General features: G+C 51.4%; 20 protein-coding genes and 2 pseudogenes. 18 read left to right on the top strand and 4 right to left on the bottom strand.

The features are described from left to right. Window positions 1-206: 206 nt before the first annotated feature. Window positions 207-818 carry a cytochrome P460 family protein gene (locus AWM79_RS23665; protein WP_060783880.1) on the bottom strand — a complete coding sequence of 204 codons (612 nt, stop codon included), beginning with the start codon at window positions 816-818 and terminating at the stop codon, window positions 207-209. Between the two features lie 375 nt (window positions 819-1,193). On the opposite strand from AWM79_RS23665, the gene AWM79_RS23660 reads away from it, so the two are divergent. After that, window positions 1,194-1,622: a c-type cytochrome gene (locus AWM79_RS23660; RefSeq protein WP_017134339.1), complete on the top strand. Its 429-nt coding sequence runs from the start codon at window positions 1,194-1,196 to the stop codon at window positions 1,620-1,622. A gap of 542 nt (window positions 1,623-2,164) precedes the next feature. After that, window positions 2,165-2,449 (top strand): cytochrome c maturation protein CcmE domain-containing protein, encoded by a 285-nt coding sequence (locus tag AWM79_RS23655; protein WP_017134338.1) that lies wholly within the window; start codon window positions 2,165-2,167, stop codon window positions 2,447-2,449. 254 nt (window positions 2,450-2,703) lie between these two features. Here the strand turns inward: AWM79_RS23655 and AWM79_RS26155 are convergent. From AWM79_RS26155 to AWM79_RS23645, 3 genes and pseudogenes are all read right to left on the bottom strand, one after another. Beyond that, a pseudogene (locus AWM79_RS26155) lies at window positions 2,704-3,276 on the bottom strand (methyl-accepting chemotaxis protein); the annotation flags it as partial. Between the two features lie 285 nt (window positions 3,277-3,561). Then, a pseudogene (locus AWM79_RS26150) lies at window positions 3,562-4,248 on the bottom strand (cache domain-containing protein); the annotation flags it as partial. Between the two features lie 388 nt (window positions 4,249-4,636). Then, on the bottom strand, window positions 4,637-5,287 hold the full coding sequence (locus AWM79_RS23645) for a flavin reductase family protein (RefSeq protein WP_060784041.1): 651 nt from the start codon (window positions 5,285-5,287) through the stop codon (window positions 4,637-4,639). Between the two features lie 417 nt (window positions 5,288-5,704). On the opposite strand from AWM79_RS23645, the gene AWM79_RS23640 reads away from it, so the two are divergent. The 16 genes from AWM79_RS23640 to AWM79_RS23565 all read left to right on the top strand — a co-directional run bounded on the left by AWM79_RS23640 (window position 5,705) and on the right by AWM79_RS23565 (window position 19,176). Then, window positions 5,705-6,250, top strand: coding sequence for a 4-hydroxylaminobenzoate lyase (locus AWM79_RS23640; protein WP_017134335.1), 546 nt, complete (start codon window positions 5,705-5,707; stop codon window positions 6,248-6,250). A gap of 47 nt (window positions 6,251-6,297) precedes the next feature. Then, window positions 6,298-7,458: an ABC transporter substrate-binding protein gene (locus tag AWM79_RS23635; protein WP_060783879.1), complete on the top strand. Its 1,161-nt coding sequence runs from the start codon at window positions 6,298-6,300 to the stop codon at window positions 7,456-7,458. A gap of 77 nt (window positions 7,459-7,535) precedes the next feature. Then, window positions 7,536-8,141, top strand: a complete 606-nt coding sequence (locus AWM79_RS23630) for an NADPH-dependent FMN reductase (RefSeq protein ID WP_017134333.1) — start codon at window positions 7,536-7,538, stop codon at window positions 8,139-8,141. Next, window positions 8,138-9,055 carry a branched-chain amino acid ABC transporter permease gene (locus tag AWM79_RS23625; protein ID WP_026013460.1) on the top strand — a complete coding sequence of 306 codons (918 nt, stop codon included), beginning with the start codon at window positions 8,138-8,140 and terminating at the stop codon, window positions 9,053-9,055. Before AWM79_RS23630 ends, AWM79_RS23625 begins: the two co-directional genes overlap by 4 nt. 4 nt (window positions 9,056-9,059) lie before the next feature. Beyond that, window positions 9,060-10,013: a branched-chain amino acid ABC transporter permease gene (locus tag AWM79_RS23620; protein ID WP_039792961.1), complete on the top strand. Its 954-nt coding sequence runs from the start codon at window positions 9,060-9,062 to the stop codon at window positions 10,011-10,013. Then, a complete protein-coding gene (locus tag AWM79_RS23615; RefSeq protein WP_017134330.1) occupies window positions 10,010-10,762 on the top strand; it encodes an ABC transporter ATP-binding protein in 753 nt (250 codons plus the stop codon). The genes AWM79_RS23620 and AWM79_RS23615 overlap by 4 nt, the downstream gene beginning before the upstream one ends. Continuing rightward, the gene (locus tag AWM79_RS23610; RefSeq protein ID WP_060783878.1) at window positions 10,759-11,469 is read left to right on the top strand and encodes an ABC transporter ATP-binding protein; all 711 of its coding nucleotides are present in this window, start codon (window positions 10,759-10,761) and stop codon (window positions 11,467-11,469) included. The genes AWM79_RS23615 and AWM79_RS23610 overlap by 4 nt, the downstream gene beginning before the upstream one ends. Window positions 11,470-11,726: 257 nt before the next feature. Then, window positions 11,727-13,229: a 2-hydroxymuconic semialdehyde dehydrogenase gene (locus tag AWM79_RS23605; protein ID WP_060783877.1), complete on the top strand. Its 1,503-nt coding sequence runs from the start codon at window positions 11,727-11,729 to the stop codon at window positions 13,227-13,229. A 9-nt stretch (window positions 13,230-13,238) separates the two neighbouring features. Then, entirely contained in the window at window positions 13,239-13,631 is a 393-nt protein-coding gene (locus AWM79_RS23600) for a RidA family protein (RefSeq protein ID WP_060783876.1), read from the top strand. Window positions 13,632-13,641: 10 nt separating this feature from the next. Continuing rightward, on the top strand, window positions 13,642-14,433 hold the full coding sequence (locus AWM79_RS23595) for a 2-keto-4-pentenoate hydratase (RefSeq protein ID WP_017134325.1): 792 nt from the start codon (window positions 13,642-13,644) through the stop codon (window positions 14,431-14,433). 6 nt (window positions 14,434-14,439) lie between these two features. After that, complete coding sequence (locus tag AWM79_RS23590; RefSeq protein ID WP_017134324.1) at window positions 14,440-15,402, top strand: acetaldehyde dehydrogenase (acetylating); 963 nt, start codon at window positions 14,440-14,442, stop codon at window positions 15,400-15,402. Beyond that, complete coding sequence (gene dmpG / locus AWM79_RS23585) at window positions 15,389-16,423, top strand: 4-hydroxy-2-oxovalerate aldolase (protein WP_208599960.1); 1,035 nt, start codon at window positions 15,389-15,391, stop codon at window positions 16,421-16,423. The genes AWM79_RS23590 and dmpG overlap by 14 nt, the downstream gene beginning before the upstream one ends. Next, window positions 16,420-17,199: a 2-keto-4-pentenoate hydratase gene (locus AWM79_RS23580; protein ID WP_017134322.1), complete on the top strand. Its 780-nt coding sequence runs from the start codon at window positions 16,420-16,422 to the stop codon at window positions 17,197-17,199. Before dmpG ends, AWM79_RS23580 begins: the two co-directional genes overlap by 4 nt. Further along, on the top strand, window positions 17,196-17,627 hold the full coding sequence (locus tag AWM79_RS23575; RefSeq protein ID WP_017134321.1) for a RidA family protein: 432 nt from the start codon (window positions 17,196-17,198) through the stop codon (window positions 17,625-17,627). The genes AWM79_RS23580 and AWM79_RS23575 overlap by 4 nt, the downstream gene beginning before the upstream one ends. Next, entirely contained in the window at window positions 17,627-18,184 is a 558-nt protein-coding gene (locus tag AWM79_RS23570) for a 3-hydroxyanthranilate 3,4-dioxygenase (protein WP_017134320.1), read from the top strand. The genes AWM79_RS23575 and AWM79_RS23570 overlap by 1 nt, the downstream gene beginning before the upstream one ends. Next, window positions 18,181-19,176 (top strand): amidohydrolase family protein, encoded by a 996-nt coding sequence (locus AWM79_RS23565; protein WP_017134319.1) that lies wholly within the window; start codon window positions 18,181-18,183, stop codon window positions 19,174-19,176. Before AWM79_RS23570 ends, AWM79_RS23565 begins: the two co-directional genes overlap by 4 nt. The last annotated feature ends 142 nt before the right edge of the window (window positions 19,177-19,318 follow it).

The following is a 19,318-nucleotide window of genomic DNA, read 5'->3' as shown; positions in this document are numbered from 1 at the left end:
ATTTTGCTTTCCGCAATCAATCGGTGAGATGTTGGGGGGGGTGAGCAGTGTATGGAATAATAAAATAAGTTTACTTTGCTTTTCCTTATATCTTCACTTGTCCATGCTGCAGGTTGATATCAATGGAATTGATTTATTTGGCCAGTCGCCGAAAAGCCTTATTTATTTTATAAATAAGGCTTTGTCCGTAAAATATATGTTGTTAATTAAGGAAGAGGAAGAGGGGTCAGGATCGGCTTGTAGAATTGGATGTATACCATATCTTCCTTGGCGTTATCGATATGGCATCCGGCGCAGGCTTCTTTCGGTGACTCTGTAGACGCTGCGGAGTAGGGAGGGGCGTGATGGCCGAAGTTGAAATAGCCCCAATTTTTTGTTTTTGCAAAGCGTTTACTGTCTTTGACGGAGACGTCTAACCCACTTGGGCCTCCACCGGGGAAATAACCTCTACCCGATGGTTCAACACTTGATCCATCCGGTAATTGGCCTTTTTGAGTCAGGTGCAGCTCCTTCACCATCATCGTACCTTCTGGCCAGGTCCCGGTTTTTCGATACTGCTCGAAAGCCGCAGGCTCTACGTAAACATTATGATACTCAGGAAATCCCGCCTTCCCGTTGTTTAGCCCGTTTGGGGTAATGGGGGCTCCGAGAAAAACCCATTGCCGGAAATTCTTTGGCTGCACCAACTGACCTTTATCGTTGAAGGTTGGGCCAATTTTTATGTCCGGGTAGCCTGCGGATTGCGCGGCAGTAGCGTATAATCCGGCAAACGCCGTTATCGCTATCGCGGTGGTCATGTTAGTTATCAGGCTTTTCATTATGTTGTCTCCAGTAGGCAAGAGCTGAGATCTCTAATCTTAGAAGCGAAAACGTTCAGTAGTGATGCGATCATCATGTTAGTGTACGATCTGATGCATCGCTTTCAAAAACGTGCGGACTTTGCCATTCGTTGGCTGCATTGGCTGGACACTGGAGGCCGGCGTTCCTAGAATCATGCTTGTTGCGTGTGTGAACAAAGGTCAGGAGATCTATTATTGTCCCATTCACTCAGGATGGTCACGTGTAGATCTTTGGCGCGCTTTTTTTGCATTGGTTGGATTTAAGTGTGCCTGTTGCCTATGTAGCAATTTAGATTCGATATTTACCGAAAGCCTGATAGAAGTGATAAATTTAAACTAGCATCGGAGCCTTATATGAAATCTATCTTGACGAATTGCTCTCCAAGATTTTTGGCAGGGCTACTAGCGCTTGCTTTTGTTACGCCTTTGTTCGCTGAGGAGGGTGATGCCAAGCGTGGTGAGGCCGTTTTTCAACAATGCTCTGTTTGCCATCAGGTCGGGCCTACAGCGGCCAATGGAATCGGCCCGAATTTAACCGGTGTGGTCAATCGGAAAATGGGATCGCTTTCTGATTTTTCTTATGATACCGGATTACAAAAAGCGGCCCAGGCAGGAATGAGCTGGGATAAAGATAAAATATTCAAATGGCTTGCCGATCCGCAAGGCTATATTAGAGGTGTCGTGCATGATGATTCGGTTACTACAAAAATGACCATTAAAGTTAGTGACGAGCAGGCTCGCCGAGACGTGATTGCCTATATTGCTACGTTTAGTGGTAAATGAATTAACCTGCGATATGCTGAATGGTTTACTCATAAATCATGCTTGGAAATGTTTGCGACGATTCAACGGGGAGGACATTCACATGGGAAGAATGTCCTACACCTATAACGTAGGTACATAGCTAGGGCATTTGGTCGATTTCGTCGAGTTGCTCTCCAGAGGCGTTTTATGATGCCTGTGGCTGCTATATGCCCTTCGCAGCGCCCACGCATTGCTGATACTGCTGTGCAATGTGTCGCCTCGAGTGGAGCGCGGATAATCGCTGTTGCGCTGGTCACCGAGGCTATTTGGAGTCAGTCAATCTGGCGCTCATGGCCGTTTTAGAATACACGGCTAATGCGACAGTTGGCATGATCAATATATCTGCATCAAATAGTTGGTCGAATAATTAAGCGCGCTTCATCGGGGTGAGAACTTCAGTTTGTATGGGCTGTTGATGGTATCTGGTTTCTAGTGCTTATTATTAATGTCTTGCTGACATTTTTCATGCATCGGCGCTACTTGCATCGGTAGTTTTGTCGAGTACGACGGGAGGATAGCAAATGAGTCAGCTCCATAAATTACGGTTGATTTTCTTTCTTAGTATGCTTGCCGGGATCAGCACGGCTTCCACCGTGGTAATGAGCGCCTTGCGGGAAAACATCAGCCTCTTTTACACACCTACTCAAATAGCTAATGGTGAGGTTCCCGAGAATACACGGCTTCGTGCTGGGGGAGCGGTTGAGGTAGGATCGCCGCATCGCTCGACCGACGCGCCCGACGTCTCCAAAGCATTAAAAAAAAGCGGCCAGTCTTTACAGAACACATATAACATGCCGGCGAAGTAGAGATAATTAATTAGTTCTGAACTTGATCGTCTGACGATAGTACTCGCCCTGTGCTTTACCGGTGTGCAAGCCATGGTGCTGCTGGAGGGCTTAGTCCGGTGGCATGGACTATGTCGGGATGCCTGTAGTCGCCATGGCCGCTATGTTTAGCAGTCGTCTCAGTGCCACCCGAGGAGTTTAGTCGAGTCCGTAGGCGATCATTGATGGGGTATTCCTTGTATCGGCATTATGCTCGAGTTGTGGTGGATCTATCATCAAACGCGGAAGCGACCTAGTAGCTGATTTAAGTCACCCTTCAGCTGTTCTAAATGACGACTTGCTTCGTTGGATCGATCGGCCAGCGCCGCGCCATCATGAGCCAACGACGCTGCTTGGGTAACACTCTTATTGATTTCGTCAACCACCTGGGATTGTTGTAAGGTAGCGCCGGCGATGGACGCGTTAAGACCGCTGATGTTGCGCAGTGAAGACGTAATCTGATTCAGGTTCTGTCCCGCTAGGCGGGCTAGCTCAACTGTTTTTTGGGATGCCATGCTGCTGGCGTTGATTGCTTTTACCGCTGCTTGGGAATTGTTTTGCAGTTGCTCGATCATGAACTGAATTTCAGCGGTCGAGGTCTGAGTACGCTGCGCCAATAGCCGGACTTCATCCGCTACAACAGCAAAGCCGCGACCTTGCTCTCCGGCGCGGGCAGCTTCAATCGCCGCGTTCAGGGCCAGTAGATTGGTTTGCTCGGCAATCGCTCGAATGACCTCTAAGACTCGACCAATCTGTGAGCTTTCTTGATCCAGTCTTTGAATTACCACGACCGCTTGGTCAATCGTTTCAGACAGTCGATCGGTTTGGTGCAAGCTAGACTCGATACTGTGTTGGCCTTGTAAGGCTTGCTCCTCTGCCTGGAGCACTTCGTTGGCAGCGTGTTTGGCGCCTTTGGCGACATCTTGTACAGCATAAGAAACTTCGTTGATAGCGGTAGCCACTTGTTCCATTTGCTGTGACTGTTGTTGGCTTTGTCGTTGACCTGTGCTCGCGACATCGCCAAGTGAGAGAGAGGCGTGATCCAGTGCGCCAGCGACCTGACGGGTTTGACTGATGACCCTGTTCAGATTACCCATGAAGGAATTGAAGTGCTGCCCAAGAGCAGTTAGCTCGTCGTGTCCTTTGTTGTCTAAATTGCGGGTCAAATCGGCATCGCCGGTGGCGATGTTCGCCATGGCGTCAACTATCGCGGTCAATGGTAGGGAGATGCTGCGCGAGATAAGGGTTACCAAGACCGCTAGCAAGATACCGACTATCGCTAAGTTTCCTAATGCGTTGATAATTTTTCCGCGAAACTCGAGTAACACATCATTGACATAAGCGCCGGAGGTGATAATCCACCCCCACGGCTTAAACAATTCTACATACGAGACTTTTGGCAATGGCTCATCAGAGCCAGGTTTTGGCCAGAAATAGTCAACTTTTCCTTGTCCTTTATACTTAGCCAGATCGACCATCTCCCGAATGTAGAGTCTCCCTTCTGGATCCTTGGTTTCAAGCATGTTGACGCCTTGGAGTTTGGGATTGGTCGGATGCATAAGCATCGTGCCCTGTAGATCCAGGAGCACAAAATAATCCGTCTGATTGTAGCGCAGGCCATTTACCATGATACTGGCCTGCTTCTGTGCCTCTTCTCGGGTCAGTTCACCGGAGATTTCCTTTGCATGATAATAGCGCAGGATGCCGCTGACCGTCTCAACTACATGATGAGTTTTCAATGTCTTGGCATTGAATAGGTCGTCGCGGATCTGGTAGAGCATCAACGCTGACAACGCAATCAACATCAGCATGGAGGTTAACAGGATCAACCATAAGCGACGGCTGATAGGGACATTACGCAGAATAATCACCGAAAAAGCTCCTTTCTTGTCCTTTTTAGGTGTTACTTAACAGCTAGAAAACACCCGGAGGCGCAGGAATAAACTGCTTCGCAATGAGCGTAGTAGCGAGGCAACGGAATGGGGCGCCGTTGCACCTATTAAATGCGGTTATTTTGCAGTACGACACACTTAACGAAACAATCAGCCTTAAGGTCTGCCAATTTAACAAATATCAGCCTAAAGCCTTAAGAGCCCGCAAATAACAATCGTCAATAAAGCAGGCTAAGGTTTTTTATAAACTAAAACCGAATTAGGAAGAATCTGAAAATTACTCTCTTGGTTTTCCGGAAGAGGGTAAAAATGTTGGAACGGTGAGGCGAACCCGGTCGGTCGTTCGGCAATAGTTCGGGCCGCCCAATCGTCCATAGGGTTGAAAAAGGTCTACACGTACCCTGAGTTTTTCTTCATCAATTAGATCGTCCCGAAAATACATCGCTACGATTTCGCCGAATACAATGGAGCGCTGCTTTGAGAATTCTATGATTTTGTAGAGCTTGCATTCCCATGCAATGGGTGCGTCGCTAATGCGAGGCACATCGATTGCGGTGGACGGAGTCAAATCAAAGCCGACGGATTGTGCTTCTGAAATATGAGAGGGGAAGTCAGTACCACATAAAACCATTCTCTCGGCGATGCTTTCGTCAACCATGTTGACCACGAACTGCTCACGCTCGATGATATTTCTTAGTGTATCCTTTTGTTCGCCTGGGCGATGGCTTTCCTCACCATAATGGTCCACTGCAATCACAAACAAGGGTGGATCTTCGCCCATGTAGTTGAATGCGCTGTAAGGAGCTGCGTTGCACAGCCCTTCACTGTTCAAACTAGTTACAAGTGCGATAGGGCGAGGACCCACACTTCCGGTAATTAACCAATATTTTTGCATATTGGTAAGCTTTGACATGGCAATGTGCGTCATGCGTATCTCCCGGTTCGTTGTCTCGCGCATCGCGATCATTTTATTTTATGGGTAGAGCAACTGTAAGGGATTTTATCCGGTGGCCGTCCCGGGCTCAAATGAGAAATTGGCAAACTGATATAGCTATCGGTAATACCAGGGGGCGTGATGTCGAGGAAAGGAAAGACGAAGCGAAGAAGAAATGCATCAATAGCGTTCATGTTTGCACATTTGCGACGATTTTGGTGCGTTTTCGTTTAAAATATGGGTCTGGTATTACCGATGGTAATGCATGGTCACGACATCTTGAATTGTCGTGTTTTTTTTTACGCCATAGACTCGATTTCGCCAGGTAATTTATCTTGTCAGTCGGGTAGAGCCAGGTGTGTGAGGTCCACCGATTGCTTGGTTGTGTCCCTACCTTTGCAAGGAGTCATTATGTCAAAAGCCCCGAATGCACAGCTCGCAACACAGGAGAAAGGTGCGGTTTTGCCTTCTGGCCCGAGCAAGCCTGAAATGATGAAGGCTGTCGCTTCGTTATTATTATTTCTAAAAGGCAAGCCGCTGGATAAACAGCTGGAGGTGGAGCTTAATGAGAAATTTGGTGCGACTTCCGAGGCTTATTTAAATCTGTTGAGGTTGTTGCGTGTAGGCATAGGCGAAGGATGGGCCTGCTACGCGCAAATTGATGGGCCGGATTACTGTCGTGGCCAGTTAGCTAAGGCAACAGACAATCCAAATGGCTACAGCGTGGAAAGCGGCATGTTGAAAAATGTGTTGGGCAACTTCCACATTCATCCACGGGGCGAGATCAATATGATCGGTCCCGTGGACGAGGGCGCTACTTTTTGTGGAGGTGGTGCAGGTTGGAAAGTCTTCGAGCCCGGTAGCCGACACTTTCCAACGGTCGAGGGCGGAAAAGTTACCATGTTGTTCTTTCTTCCTGGTGGGGAAATTGAATACGTTGATCCGTATTGCAATTAGAGGCTTTATTTAACTTCCTGATAATACTCATATAATAAGGAAAGAAGATGAAAAAGCTCACTGCGTTTGCGTTACTTTCTGTGTTGACCTTTTCTGTTCAGGCGGCTGATAGTGTCAAGGTTGGGTTTATCAGTACGTTGTCCGGGCCAATTGCCGGCTTTGGTCTTGAAATTCGAGACGGTTTTAACCTGGCGCTAAAAAATAATGGGAACAAGATCGGCGGTTTGCCGGTCGAGGTTGTAGAGGGAGATGATCAGGCCAGCCCTGATGTTGGTAAACAATTAGCTGATAAGATGATCAAACGGGACAAAGTCGACTTTTTGACCGGGATTGTTTATTCGAACGTTATGCTGGCTGTGGGACCATCTGCATTCGCAGCAAAGACTTTTTATATCAGCGCCGCGGCTGGGCCGGCAGCACTTGCTGGTGAGCGATGCAATAAATATTTTTTTGGTTTGTCCTGGCAAAATGATGGGCAAAGTGAAGCGGCGGGTAGCTATATGAGTAATAAAAACTACAAAAAAGTTTTTATTCTTGCACCCAACTATACCGGCGGCAAGGAAAACCTGGAGGGGTTCAAGCGCTTCTTCAAAGGCGAGATTAGCTCAGAGGTTTATGTAAAGTTGGGGCAGCTCGATTTCGCCTCGGAGCTTGCTCAAATTCGCTCGAGCAAGCCAGACGCCGTGTTCTTCTTTTTGCCAAGTGGAATGAGCATTAACTTTATCAAACAGTATGTTGGTGCCGGGTTGGATAAAGAGATTCCTTACTTCTCCACGGGGCACTCGGCGGATGAAGATGTTGTTACTGCGGTTGGCGAGCAGATGGTCGGTTTGAAAAATGCCTCGCACTGGGCATGGGATCTGAAAAACCCACAAAATGAAGCTTTTGTGGCCGATTTCAAAAAAACCTACGGTCGTATTCCAACCATGTATGCCTTTCAAGGTTATGACGTAGTACGCCTTCTTGATAGCGCCGTTAAGGATGTAAAAGGGAATTTGTCAGATAAAGAGGCATTGCATGCTGCCCTGATGACGACCGATTTCAAGTCACTACGTGGTAATTTTAAATTTAATACCAATCAGTTCCCAATGGATAGCTTTTATCTACGTGAGGTTAAAAAGGATAGTGCTGGAGCTGTCACTAACAAAACTGTTGAAACAATTTTCGATAATCACTCCGACGCCTATGTAGGTGGCTGCAAATTGTAAGTTCTGTTGGGGTGAGTATTGATTTTAGTATTTTTTGTGCCTTTGCTCGTCAGCTTTAACTGAACGGAAATAATTTCATGAAACCTATAAAAATATTAGCATTTTCCGGTAGTGTCCGAAGAGCTTCATTGAACGTTAAATTATTGAATCTCGCTGTCGCTGCGACGTTGGAGCATGGCGCTCAGGTCACTCATATCGACTTGCGAAAATTCCCGTTACCCATTTACGACGGTGACTTGGAGGCTGAGTCGGGTGTGCCGGAAAACGCTCAAACTTTGCGCGAATTGCTGCTGACTCATGACGGGTTGTTGATTGCTTCGCCTGAGTACAATGGCTCAGTTACCGCGTTGCTAAAAAATACCTTGGATTGGTGCTCTCGGCCCGCCAACGGCGTCGACGGTCTAGCACCGTTTCGCGGTAAAGCGGTTGGCTTGATGTCAGCTTCACTCAGCCCCTTCGGTGGCTTGCGCGGGATCATCGATTTGCGCGGTATCATGGCAAAACTGGGTGCTATTGTTTTGAGTGAAGACGTTGCGCTGCCAACGGCACAAAATGCATTCGATTCCCAGGATGCCTTTGTCGATGTCAATGTCGGAAGACTGGTTCATCAGTTTACGTCGAACCTGATCGGACTCAGTACGAAGTTGCGATCAACTGTCGACGTTTCCGGGGTCGAGCCATGAGCACATTAGTGATTGAGGAAGCACTGAACGGGCTGCAGTTCGGGCTCATGCTTTTCTTGCTCGCGGCCGGATTGACCTTGGTGTTTGGGATCATGGACATGATCAACCTGGCCCATGGCTCACTGTACATGATTGGTGCTTACCTGACTGCTACCGTCGCCGATGCCAGTGGTTCTTATTTTATCGGCGTACCCGTTGCGCTGGTGGGCACGGCGATCATTGGCATGGTGTTGGAGATAAGCTTGTTCCGAAGGCTGTATCGGCGAGATCACCTGTCTCAGGTACTGGCCACCTTTGCCCTGATCCTCATCTGTAACGAGGCTGTGCGGATGATTTGGGGGGTACAACCGATTGCGCTCAACGCCCCGGCGGCTTTTTCACGTCCGATTGAGTTGATTGCCGGTCTACATTATTCCGCGCAGCGGTTGATGATTATTGCCGTGGGGTTGGTGGTCGCAATTTCCATGTACTTGCTGGTAGCAAAAACCCGGTTGGGCATGTGGGTCCGCGCCGGTGCGTCGAACCGAGAAATGGCTACCACCATGGGGGTGAACATCAAGGTGTTGTTCACCGTGGTGTTCGGTGTCGGTGCCGCGCTTTGTGCATTGGCGGGCGCAATGCTTGGACCCTTGTTGGCAGTACAGGTGGGCATGGGTGAAAGCATCTTGATTCTGGCCTTCGTGGTGGTCGTTATCGGGGGCATCGGGTCCATTAGAGGGGCATTCGTCGGTGCGCTGCTGATAGGCGCCGTCGATACGTTGAGCCGCTCATTGCTTCCCCTGTTGCTCGGCAAGTTCCTATCGCCAGCGGTGACCTCCTCGATTGGCGCGGCGATGGCTTCAATCATCATTTATGTCCTTATGGCTGCCGTTCTGTTCTGGAAGCCACAAGGCCTGTTTCCTGCTCGTGGGTGATCCTATGTACTCGACTCTCCACCACAGCATACGGTTAGGCGTGGCGGCCGTCGTTCTGCTTTGCTTGCTAGTCTTGCCTTGGCTGGCCAGCGTTTTTGATCAGACGTTCTACATGACATTTGCTACGCGAATCATGATCTTCGCGCTGGCCGCGACGAGCCTCAATCTAGTGTTGGGGTTCGGCGGGTTAGTTGCCTTCGGCCATGCCGGGTTTTTCGGGATCGGGGCTTACACGGTCGCTATCTTGATGGATATGGGAACCAGCTCCGCGTGGATTGCCTGGCCAGGTGCCGTTGCTCTGAGCGCGGCGTGTGCATGGCTCATCGGATGGATTTCGCTACGGACTCGCGGTGTCTATTTCATCATGATTACCCTTTCGTTTGCGCAGATGCTGTACTACATCTCTCAGTCGTTGACGGCTTTTGGGGGGGATGACGGCATGTCGTTACCAGGTCGTTCGACTCTGGCGCTGGGACCTGATCTTTCGTCAGATGTGAGTTTTTACTACGTCGTATTGTCGATTAGCGTCGTGGTGATGTTCGCCATGCAGCGATTGGTAAACGCGCGATTCGGCCGGGTTTTGCAATCAATACGGGAAAATGAATCGCGCATGGAGTCGATTGGCTATGCCGTGTTTCGCTACAAGCTGGTGGCCTTTACGTTGTCTGGTGCCCTGGCGGGATTGGCTGGAGCCCTGGTTGCCAATCAGAACGGCTTTATCAGCCCGAACCTTATGCTTTGGACACAATCCGGAACCCTGATGGTCATGGTAATCATGGGGGGAGTGGGCTATCTGTATGGTGGGGTCTTCGGTGCGGCAATGTTGTTGATATTGGAGGAGACATTGTCCAATTACACGATCCACTGGCAATTGCCATTGGGAGCCATTCTACTGATTGTCGTGTTGTTCGCACCAACAGGTATCGCTGGTCTGTTCAGCAGGAAGGTATCGCCATGAAGCAGCCGCTGCTGGAAGTGCGTAATCTCGTTAAGCGCTTTGGCGGGTTGGTCGCCACCAACGGCGCCAACCTGACTGTCCATCAAGGTGAAATTCACGCACTTATTGGTCCTAACGGTGCGGGTAAAACCACGCTGATTCATCAGATATCTGGAGCACTGAATTCTGATGAGGGCAGCATGGTGTTTGATGGGGTCAATATCATGGGCATGTCCATGCACCGGCGCGTTGCGGCTGGTCTGGCCAGGTCATATCAGATCACCAGTGTTTTTAAAAAACTGACAGTGCTGGATAACGTAGCGTTGGCGGTTCAAGCGCGCAGTGGCAGTAGTTTTCGCTTTTGGCGCTCGGCAATTTCCGAGACTCAGTTGTTCGACGAGGCCTATGCGATCCTGCAAGAAGTTGGCCTGGCATCCAGAGCCAAAATCATCGCCGGCAGTCTGGCTCATGGAGAACAAAGGCAGTTGGAATTGGGAATCACACTGGGTACACGACCAAAGCTGTTATTGCTCGACGAACCCATGGCCGGAATGGGGCCTGAAGACTCGGAGAGAATGGTGGATTTGCTCATGGCGCTAAAAGGTAAATCGACCGTGCTGCTTATCGAGCACGATATGGCCGCGGTTTTCCGGTTGGCTGACCGAATGTCGGCGCTAGTCTACGGAAATGTCATTGCCTCTGGTGTGCCGTGCGATGTGCGAGAAGACCCTGAAGTGAAGCGAGCTTACCTGGGGGAGGAGGCGGTATGAGTGCGATCCTTGAAGTCACCAACGTAGAAACATCGTATGGCCAAAGCCAGGTTCTGTTTGGTGTAAGTTTGCAGATTCGCGAAGGAGAGGTCTCGACCCTTCTTGGACGCAATGGCATGGGTAAAACCACCAGTGTTCGATCTATTTTGGGTTTGACGCCGATCCATTCTGGAACGATCCGGTTTCGCGGTGAGCTCATAGAGCGCAAACCCGCCGACGTCGTTGGGCGAAAGGGGATCGCGGTCGTACCGGAAGGACGCCACATCTTTCCCAACCTCACGGTGAGAGAGAACCTGGTCGCTTTTGCCTGCAATCGAAACAAGACGTCGGAGCCGTGGACGCTGGAAAAAATTTACAACTTTTTCCCTCGACTGGCAGAGCGCGAACGGAATATGGGTGGGCAATTGTCGGGTGGTGAACAGCAAATGTTAGCCATCGGTCGCGCACTGATGACCAATCCTCATTTGTTGATTCTCGACGAAGCTACCGAGGGGTTGGCTCCACTGATCCGGGATGAGATCTGGACCTGTCTTCACGCATTGAAAAAAAGCGGACAAACCGTTTTGGTGATCGATAAGTATATCGAAAAACTCATTGCTCTGGCCGATCATCACACCATTATCGAAAAAGGCCAGGTCGCCTGGCAGGGCTCTTCAAAGGAGCTGAGCCTCGATCAAGGTCTGTGGCAGAGATACCTGGGGGTTTGACACTCAGGCATCAGACTCCCCGTCAAGCGTGCTTGCTCGTCTGTTTTCACCTTGTCTGGCCTTCGCTTGAAAGCATTTCGTAAAGAGCCTAGACAGTTCTGTTTTGGCGGAGTGAGTCAGAGGGTTGCTCCTGGGCTTGCTTCGCCGTTTTTTCTGGTATTACTTTCGCTAATAAATGATCGCTATCTTTTGAATTTTGCTTTTAGCCAACTTCGATAAAATAAAGTCATCTTGCAACCACATCAGAGCAGGAAACTATGAGTACCTTACCGAATCAAGTGTGGCGTGCCGAATCTGCTGGTGTGCCAAGTCAACTTCTTAATTACATTGATGGCAACTTTGTCACTTCAGCGACAAGTTTTGCCAATATTAATCCGGTTAACGGAAAGCTCATTTCTAATGTGTTCGAAGCCGATGCCAAACAAGTCGACGAAGCGGTTATTGCTGCGCGAAATGCGCTGAAAGGTCCGTGGGGGAAGCTTAGCGTTGAGAGTCGCGCGGCGTTGATTCATAAGATTGCCGATGGCATCGAGGCGCGTTTCGAGGAGTTTGTCGCCGCAGAGGTTGCTGATACCGGGCGCCCGGTTCATCAAGCGCGAACGCTCGATATTCCTCGTGCGATTGCCAATTTTCGAACTTTTGCCGACTTGGCGAAAACCAGCCATACCGATTTGTTTGAAATGTCGACAGCAGATGGTGCCGGCGCGTTGAACTATACCGTGCGCAAACCACTGGGGGTAATTGGGGTTATTTCTCCTTGGAACCTTCCATTGTTGTTATTTACCTGGAAGGTCGCGCCGGCGTTGGCTTGCGGTAACGTTGTTGTTGCAAAGCCATCCGAAGAGTCACCTTCTTCGGCTACTTTGTTGGCTGAAGTGATGCATGACGCTGGCGTGCCCCCGGGGGTATTTAACTTGATTCACGGTTTTGGCAAAGATTCGGCGGGTGAGTTTCTGACTCGGCACCCCGGGATCAGTGCATTGACCTTTACCGGTGAGTCCAAGACGGGGGCGACCATTATGAAGGCGGTGGCCGATGGGGTGAAGGAGGTCTCTTTCGAGTTGGGCGGCAAAAACGCTGCGGTAGTCTTTGCCGACGCTGATATGGATGCCGCCATCGCGGGGGTATTGCGTTCTTCCTTTACCAACTCCGGGCAGGTTTGCCTGTGTTCCGAACGTGTGTATGTACATCGTTCGATCTTTGATGAGTTTGTCTCTAGGCTCAAGGTTGAAACCGAGCGGTTGGTCGTGGGCTACCCGGACCAGGACGGCGTGAGCATGGGGCCGCTGATTTCCCATGGGCATCGCGACAAGGTGCTTTCCTACTACCGTTTGGCGGTCGAGGAAGGCGCTACCGTCGTTACGGGTGGCGGGATTCCCATCTTCAACGACGAGCGCGACCAGGGTGCCTATGTTCAGCCGACGATTTGGACAGGGCTTTCGGACAAGGCCCGCTGCGTGACCGAAGAGATTTTTGGCCCGGTCTGTCACATCTCGCCATTCGACGAAGAAGACGAAGTTATCAATCGTGTCAACGACAGTGATTACGGCCTCGCCTGTGCCATCTGGACCACTCATCTTTCCCGTGCACACCGTGTTTCACGCCAAATCCATGTCGGTCTGGTCTGGGTAAATACCTGGTACTTGCGAGATCTTCGCACGCCATTTGGTGGTGTGAAATTGTCAGGATTGGGTCGTGAAGGTGGTCGTTTCTCGATGGATTTCTACTCCGACATTGCCAACATCTGCATAAAAATTTAAGGGGCAGGTATGCGTCAAATCCTGAAATCGAGCGCCATTGCCGCCCCGCGCTTTCATTATTCGCCCTGCGTGGCGATTGGCGACACTTATCAAGTGTCTGGAATGATTGCCCTGGACCCCGCCACTGGCCAATTGGTTGATGGCGATCCTGGGGTGCAGGCCAGCCGCATTCTCGACAATTTGCGCCGTGCATTACCTGATTACGGATTGACGTTGGACGACTTGCTCATCGCTCGTATCTACACCACTCGCTTTGATGCGTTTGCCCAGATCAATGCCGCCTGGGAAGCATTTTTTAGCCATGGCCAGCTTCCTCCGGCAAGAACCAGCGTCGGCGTTAGTGCTTTGCCCCTGGGAGCCAGTGTGGAAATCGAGTTTTCTTTCGTTAAATCATCACAGTGATCGAGAAGCCATGAACCATAATATCGAACTCGCCGCGGCCCGGTTATGGCAGGCGCAGGTGGATGCAATTCCCTGTGAGCCTGTGCGCGATTTGATCGGCGCTGACAATGTTGAACTGGCATACGCGGTGCAACAACTCAATACGGCGCGCTGGCTCAAAGAAGGCCGCCGTCAGGTCGGTCGCAAAATAGGTCTCACCTCCAAGGTTGTCCAGCAGCAGTTGGGTGTTGATCAGCCTGACTTCGGCATGCTGTTCGCCGACATGTGCCTGGCCGATGGTGAGGATGTCGCCTTCGGCCGGGTGCTGCAGGCAAAGGTCGAAGCGGAAATCGCGCTGGTGATCGAGCAGCCATTGGAGCATGAAAAACACACCATAGCCGATATCCTCCGCGCCACCGCCTTCGCGCTTCCCGCGATCGAGATTGTCGGCAGTCGCGTGGCTAACTGGGACATCAAGCTCGCTGACACCATTGCTGACAACGCTTCCAGCGGCTTGTTCGTGCTGGGCTCGCGACCGGTGAAATTGGATGCGTTCGATGTTGTCGGCTGTGGAATGCTGATGGAGCGGCGTGGCGATCAAGTCAGCGTGGGTATGGGGGCCGCTTGCATGGGCAACCCACTGCTGGCAGCGATATGGCTGGCTGACACCATGGTCCGCCTGGGTCAGCCGCTGCAACCCGGAGACATCATCATGACCGGCGCGCTCGGTCCGATGATTGCCGCCGCCCCTGGCGATAGTTTCGAAGCCAATATCCAAGGGCTGGGTCGCGTGCGCGCCTCCTTCGCCCGTGCGAAGGAGTAATCGAACGTGGATCAGAACACTCGACTGAACGTTGCGATCATTGGGTCCGGCAACATCGGCACCGATTTGATGATCAAGGTACTGCGCAATTCCAAGCACCTGGCGATGGGGGCGATGGTTGGGATCGATGCGGCTTCCGATGGTTTGGCGCGTGCCGCGCGCATGGGCGTTGCGACCACGCATGAAGGCATCACGGGTTTGGTCAACCTGCCGGGCTTCGAGCGGATTCGTATCGTGTTTGACGCGACCTCGGCTGGCGCTCATGCCAAGCACAACGAAGTTCTTCAGCAGCACGGCATTAAGGTCATCGATCTAACCCCGGCGGCCATAGGCCCGTATGTGATCCCGGTGGTCAATCTGGCCGATCACTTGTCGAGCCCAAACATCAACATGGTGACCTGCGGTGGCCAGGCGACGATTCCTATCGTGCGTGCGGTATCGCGGGTGTCACGGGTTCGCTATGCGGAAATCATCGCCTCGATTGCCAGTAAGTCCGCCGGCCCCGGTACTCGCGCCAATATCGATGAGTTCACCGAAACCACCTCGCAAGCCATTGTCAGCGTGGGTGGTGCCGGGCATGGCAAGGCGATCATCGTGCTTAACCCGGCCGAGCCGCCGTTGATGATGCGCGATACCGTTTTATGTCTAGCCGAAGCCGATGCTGATACCGACGCGATCCGTCAATCGATCGAGCAAATGGTCAAAGGAGTGGCGGCCTACGTACCGGGTTATCGGATGAAGCAGGATGTGCAGTTCGATACGATCCCGGCCGATCGACCGATCAACATTCCGGGGGTTGGCCGGGTGTCGGGAATCAAGGTGTCTGTGTTTCTCGAAGTTGAGGGCGCGGCGCATTACTTACCCGCTTATGCAGGCAATCTCGACATCATGACGTCAGCCGCGCTCGCCGCCGCCGACCAGATGGCTGCAAGAATGCTGGCGGTAGGGCAGGGGAATAACCATGAATAACACCAAGAAGATATTCATCCAGGACGTTACTCTGCGCGATGGCATGCACGCTATCCGTCATCAGTATACGTTGGATCAAGTGATAGCGATTGCCAAGGCTCTCGACGCAGCCAACGTCGACAGCATCGAGGTGGCCCACGGCGATGGGCTTGCCGGTTCCAGCTTCAACTACGGTTTTGGTGCCCACAGTGACTTGGAGTGGATCGAAGCCACTGCTTCGGTACTCGAACACGCCAAACTCGCCACGTTGCTGCTGCCGGGTATTGGCACCCTGCACGACCTGGATGCGGCTTTCAAGGCGGGTGTACGCACTGTCAGAGTCGCGACGCACTGCACTGAAGCCGACATCTCCCGGCAACACATCGAACACGCTCGCAAGTTGGGCATGGATACCGTCGGCTTCTTGATGATGTCGCACATGGCGACGCCCCGACAACTCGCCGAGCAGGCAAAACTGATGGAAAGCTACGGTGCGCAATGTGTGTACGTGGTGGACTCGGGCGGTGCGCTTACGATGCAAGGTATTGCTGAGCGCTTCCAGGCGTTTAAGGACGTACTCGACTCTTCGACGCAAACCGGTATGCATGCGCACCATAACTTGTCGCTGGGGGTCGCCAATTCGATCGTCGCGGTGGAAAACGGTTGTGATCGCATCGATGCCTCCTTGGCGGGTATGGGCGCTGGCGCCGGCAATGCACCGCTGGAAGTGTTCATTGCGGCTATCGAAAAGCTGGGCTGGAACCACGGTACCGAGTTGTTCACGTTGATGGATGCCGCCGACGATTTGGTGCGCCCATTGCAAGATCGTCCAGTACGCGTGGATCGCGAAACTCTTGCCCTGGGATATGCCGGCGTTTATTCGAGTTTCTTGCGTCATGCCGAAGCAGCCTCGGTACGTTATGGCGTGCCGGCTGTCGATATTTTGGTTGAGTTGGGAAGGCGGCGAATGGTGGGCGGCCAGGAAGACATGATCGTCGACGTCGCGTTGGATTTGTTGAATCAAACGAGGGGCAAGGTATGAGTACGCTGGATATCCACGCCATTTCGACCGTGCTTGATAACGCGGCGAGACTCCACGAGGAAGTCGATCCATTGACTCCAACCCACGGTTTTAATTTGGACGATGCCTATTTGATTCAAAGGGCGTCCATTGCCTTGCGTCATGCGCGGGGCGAGCGCCCGGTGGGAATCAAACTGGGGTTTACCAGCCGGGCGAAGATGATCCAGATGGGGGTCGATAGCCTTATTTGGGGGTTGCTGACCGACGCGATGCTGTATGAGGAAGGTGCGGTCATTGATCTGGCTGACTTCATTCATCCTCGGGCTGAACCAGAAGTGTGCTTTTTGACCAAGCGCGACATCGATCGTCCGCTGACATTACTGGAAGCCAGTTCCTATCTTGAGGGCGTTGCCCCGGCGATTGAGATCATTGATTCCCGCTACCGTAATTTCAAGTTCACCCTGGAAGATGTAGTGGCCGATAACTGCTCCTCCGCAGGCTTGGTCGTCGGCGCCATGTCGAGCGACGTCACAAACCTGGCGAACCTTGGGGTGGCGTTGCGTTTCAATGGGATGGCCCAGCAGATCGGCAGTACCGGTGCCATTCTCGGCAATCCGCTGCGCAGTGTCGTTCAGGCTTCGCGCCTGGCTGCTCGTGCGCAAATGGTCCTTCCGGCCGGATCGCTGATCATGGCGGGTGCGGCCACTGCCGCCCAAGCATTGACGCCCGGTACCCATATCAGCGCTGAAGTCAGTGGTTTGGGGCGAGTTGAGTTTTACACGAGGGCACCAGCATGAGTACTGAGGCAAAATTGGTGGAAGGCAAAGCCTTGCCACGAGGAAAGTTTCCCCACATCAAGCGCGCGGGTGATTTTCTCTTTGTTTCAGGCACCAGCTCCCGGCGTCCGGACAATTCACTGGTTGGCGTCGAGGTGGATGAGATGGGCACCACGCGCCTCGATATCGTGGCGCAAACCCGCGCGGTTATCGAAAACATTCGGGACATTCTCGCCAGTGTTGGAGCAACCCTGGACGATGTGGTTGAGATATCGACCTTCTTGGTTAACATGAATGATTTCGCGGGTTATAACGAAGTTTACGGCACATATTTTGACTACGAAGGACCCACTCGTACAACGGTAGCCGTACACCAGTTGCCCCATCCACATCTGCTTATCGAAATAAAAGCAGTTGCCTATAAACCGTTGTCAAAAGAGGGGAGTTGATGATGTTGACATATGGCAAACCATTGAATTTTCAACGCTGGCTCGATGACCATTCCGATTTGTTGAAACCACCTGTGGGGAATCAACAGGTTTGGCAAGATTCCGATTTTATTGTCACGGTTGTGGGTGGGCCAAACTTTCGTACTGATTTCCATGATGATCCGATGGAGGAATTTTTCTATCAGTTCAAGGGCAACGCTTACTTGAACATCATGGATCGTGGTCAACTGGATCGTATTGAACTGAAAGAAGGTGACATCTTTTTACTGCCTCCTCATTTGCGGCATTCACCGCAACGTCCAGAACCAGCAAGCCGCTGCATGGTCATTGAGCGCCAGCGCCCCGAAGGTGTTATTGACGGTTTTGAGTGGTATTGCCTGAACTGCAATAGCCTGGTTTATCGGGTTGAGGTTCAGCTCAAAAGTATTGTCAGCGATTTGCCGCCATTATTTGATGTCTTTTATAATAACATCGATTTGCGCAAGTGTTCTCAATGTGGTCAGGTCCATCCCGCAAAGGCGGCGCTGAAAACTGTCGCACGGGGAGATAACGCATGAAAATCGATATGCACTCCCACTTCTTCCCCCGTATCTCGGAGCAAGAGGCCGCAAAGTTCGATGCCGATCATGCACCGTGGTTGCAAGTCAGCGCCAAAGGTGACACGGGCTCGATCATGATGGGAAGAAACAATTTTCGCCCTGTCTATCAAGCCCTGTGGGATCCAGCTTTTCGAATTGAGGAAATGGACGCCCAGGGCGTGGATGTGCAGGTGACCTGTGCTACTCCTGTGATGTTCGGCTATACATGGGAGGCTAATAAGGCCGCGCAATGGTCGGAGCGAATGAATGATTTTGCTCTGGAATTTGCCGAGCATAACCCTCGACGTATTAAAGTCCTCGCGCAAGTACCGCTGCAAGATCTTGATCTGGCATGCAAGGAGGCGAGTCGCGCAATGAGTACCGGACACTTAGGGATACAAATCGGTAACCATTTAGGCGACAAAGATCTGGACGATGCGACACTTGAATCTTTCTTGACACATTGTGCCAATGAAAATATTCCAATTCTTGTTCATCCATGGGACATGATGGGTGGGCAGAGAATGAAAAAATGGATGCTGCCGTGGTTGGTAGCCATGCCCGCGGAAACCCAACTGGCTATCCTCTCCTTGATCTTGTCGGGGGCATTTGAGCGAATCCCCAAAACACTCAAGATCTGTTTTGGACATGGTGGCGGCAGTTTTGCCTTTCTGCTTGGGCGAGTAGATAACGCTTGGCGACACCGTGATATCGTGCGCGAGGATTGCCCTCGACTACCCTCTGAATATGTCGATCGTTTCTTTGTTGACAGCGCGGTCTTTAATCCAGGTGCGCTTGAGTTGCTGGTAGGCGTAATGGGCGAGGATCGGGTGATGCTCGGGTCTGACTATCCGTTTCCGCTTGGCGAACAGAAGATTGGTGACTTGATTTTGAACAGTGATTTTGACCAGCGTGCCAAGAACAAAATCATGTCGGAAAATGCCAGAAAGTTTTTTAATATCAATATCTGAATATTTTACCATCCTGCCAATTCACAGTGTTTGCAATAATTTAGCTGATATAAGACATAGGCAGATTTTGCTGTTCGCAACGCTGTTTAAGTTTTTTAGACGAGTTCTGTTATTTGTGGTGTGTTGGCCAGGATCGATTATT

The sequence above is a fragment of the Pseudomonas agarici genome, assembly GCF_001543125.1.
Classification (GTDB): Bacteria; Pseudomonadota; Gammaproteobacteria; order Pseudomonadales; family Pseudomonadaceae; genus Aquipseudomonas; species Aquipseudomonas agarici.
This window is presented reverse-complemented; position numbering and strand designations above follow the sequence as displayed.

What these genes read in the sequence shown, in the direction of transcription:
- AWM79_RS23635 (WP_060783879.1), top strand. Translation starts at nt 6,298, where the DNA reads ATGAAAAAGCTCACTGCGTTTGCGTTACTTTCTGTGTTGACCTTTTCT.
- AWM79_RS23645 (WP_060784041.1), bottom strand. Translation starts at nt 5,287, where the DNA reads ATGACGCACATTGCCATGTCAAAGCTTACCAATATGCAAAAATATTGG.
- AWM79_RS23605 (WP_060783877.1), top strand. Translation starts at nt 11,727, where the DNA reads ATGAGTACCTTACCGAATCAAGTGTGGCGTGCCGAATCTGCTGGTGTG.
- AWM79_RS23640 (WP_017134335.1), top strand. Translation starts at nt 5,705, where the DNA reads ATGTCAAAAGCCCCGAATGCACAGCTCGCAACACAGGAGAAAGGTGCG.
- AWM79_RS23600 (WP_060783876.1), top strand. Translation starts at nt 13,239, where the DNA reads ATGCGTCAAATCCTGAAATCGAGCGCCATTGCCGCCCCGCGCTTTCAT.
- AWM79_RS23655 (WP_017134338.1), top strand. Translation starts at nt 2,165, where the DNA reads ATGAGTCAGCTCCATAAATTACGGTTGATTTTCTTTCTTAGTATGCTT.
- AWM79_RS23570 (WP_017134320.1), top strand. Translation starts at nt 17,627, where the DNA reads ATGATGTTGACATATGGCAAACCATTGAATTTTCAACGCTGGCTCGAT.
- AWM79_RS23610 (WP_060783878.1), top strand. Translation starts at nt 10,759, where the DNA reads ATGAGTGCGATCCTTGAAGTCACCAACGTAGAAACATCGTATGGCCAA.
- AWM79_RS23595 (WP_017134325.1), top strand. Translation starts at nt 13,642, where the DNA reads ATGAACCATAATATCGAACTCGCCGCGGCCCGGTTATGGCAGGCGCAG.
- AWM79_RS23630 (WP_017134333.1), top strand. Translation starts at nt 7,536, where the DNA reads ATGAAACCTATAAAAATATTAGCATTTTCCGGTAGTGTCCGAAGAGCT.
- AWM79_RS23615 (WP_017134330.1), top strand. Translation starts at nt 10,010, where the DNA reads ATGAAGCAGCCGCTGCTGGAAGTGCGTAATCTCGTTAAGCGCTTTGGC.
- AWM79_RS23575 (WP_017134321.1), top strand. Translation starts at nt 17,196, where the DNA reads ATGAGTACTGAGGCAAAATTGGTGGAAGGCAAAGCCTTGCCACGAGGA.
- AWM79_RS23620 (WP_039792961.1), top strand. Translation starts at nt 9,060, where the DNA reads ATGTACTCGACTCTCCACCACAGCATACGGTTAGGCGTGGCGGCCGTC.
- AWM79_RS23580 (WP_017134322.1), top strand. Translation starts at nt 16,420, where the DNA reads ATGAGTACGCTGGATATCCACGCCATTTCGACCGTGCTTGATAACGCG.
- AWM79_RS23565 (WP_017134319.1), top strand. Translation starts at nt 18,181, where the DNA reads ATGAAAATCGATATGCACTCCCACTTCTTCCCCCGTATCTCGGAGCAA.
- AWM79_RS23625 (WP_026013460.1), top strand. Translation starts at nt 8,138, where the DNA reads ATGAGCACATTAGTGATTGAGGAAGCACTGAACGGGCTGCAGTTCGGG.
- AWM79_RS23660 (WP_017134339.1), top strand. Translation starts at nt 1,194, where the DNA reads ATGAAATCTATCTTGACGAATTGCTCTCCAAGATTTTTGGCAGGGCTA.
- AWM79_RS23665 (WP_060783880.1), bottom strand. Translation starts at nt 818, where the DNA reads ATGAAAAGCCTGATAACTAACATGACCACCGCGATAGCGATAACGGCG.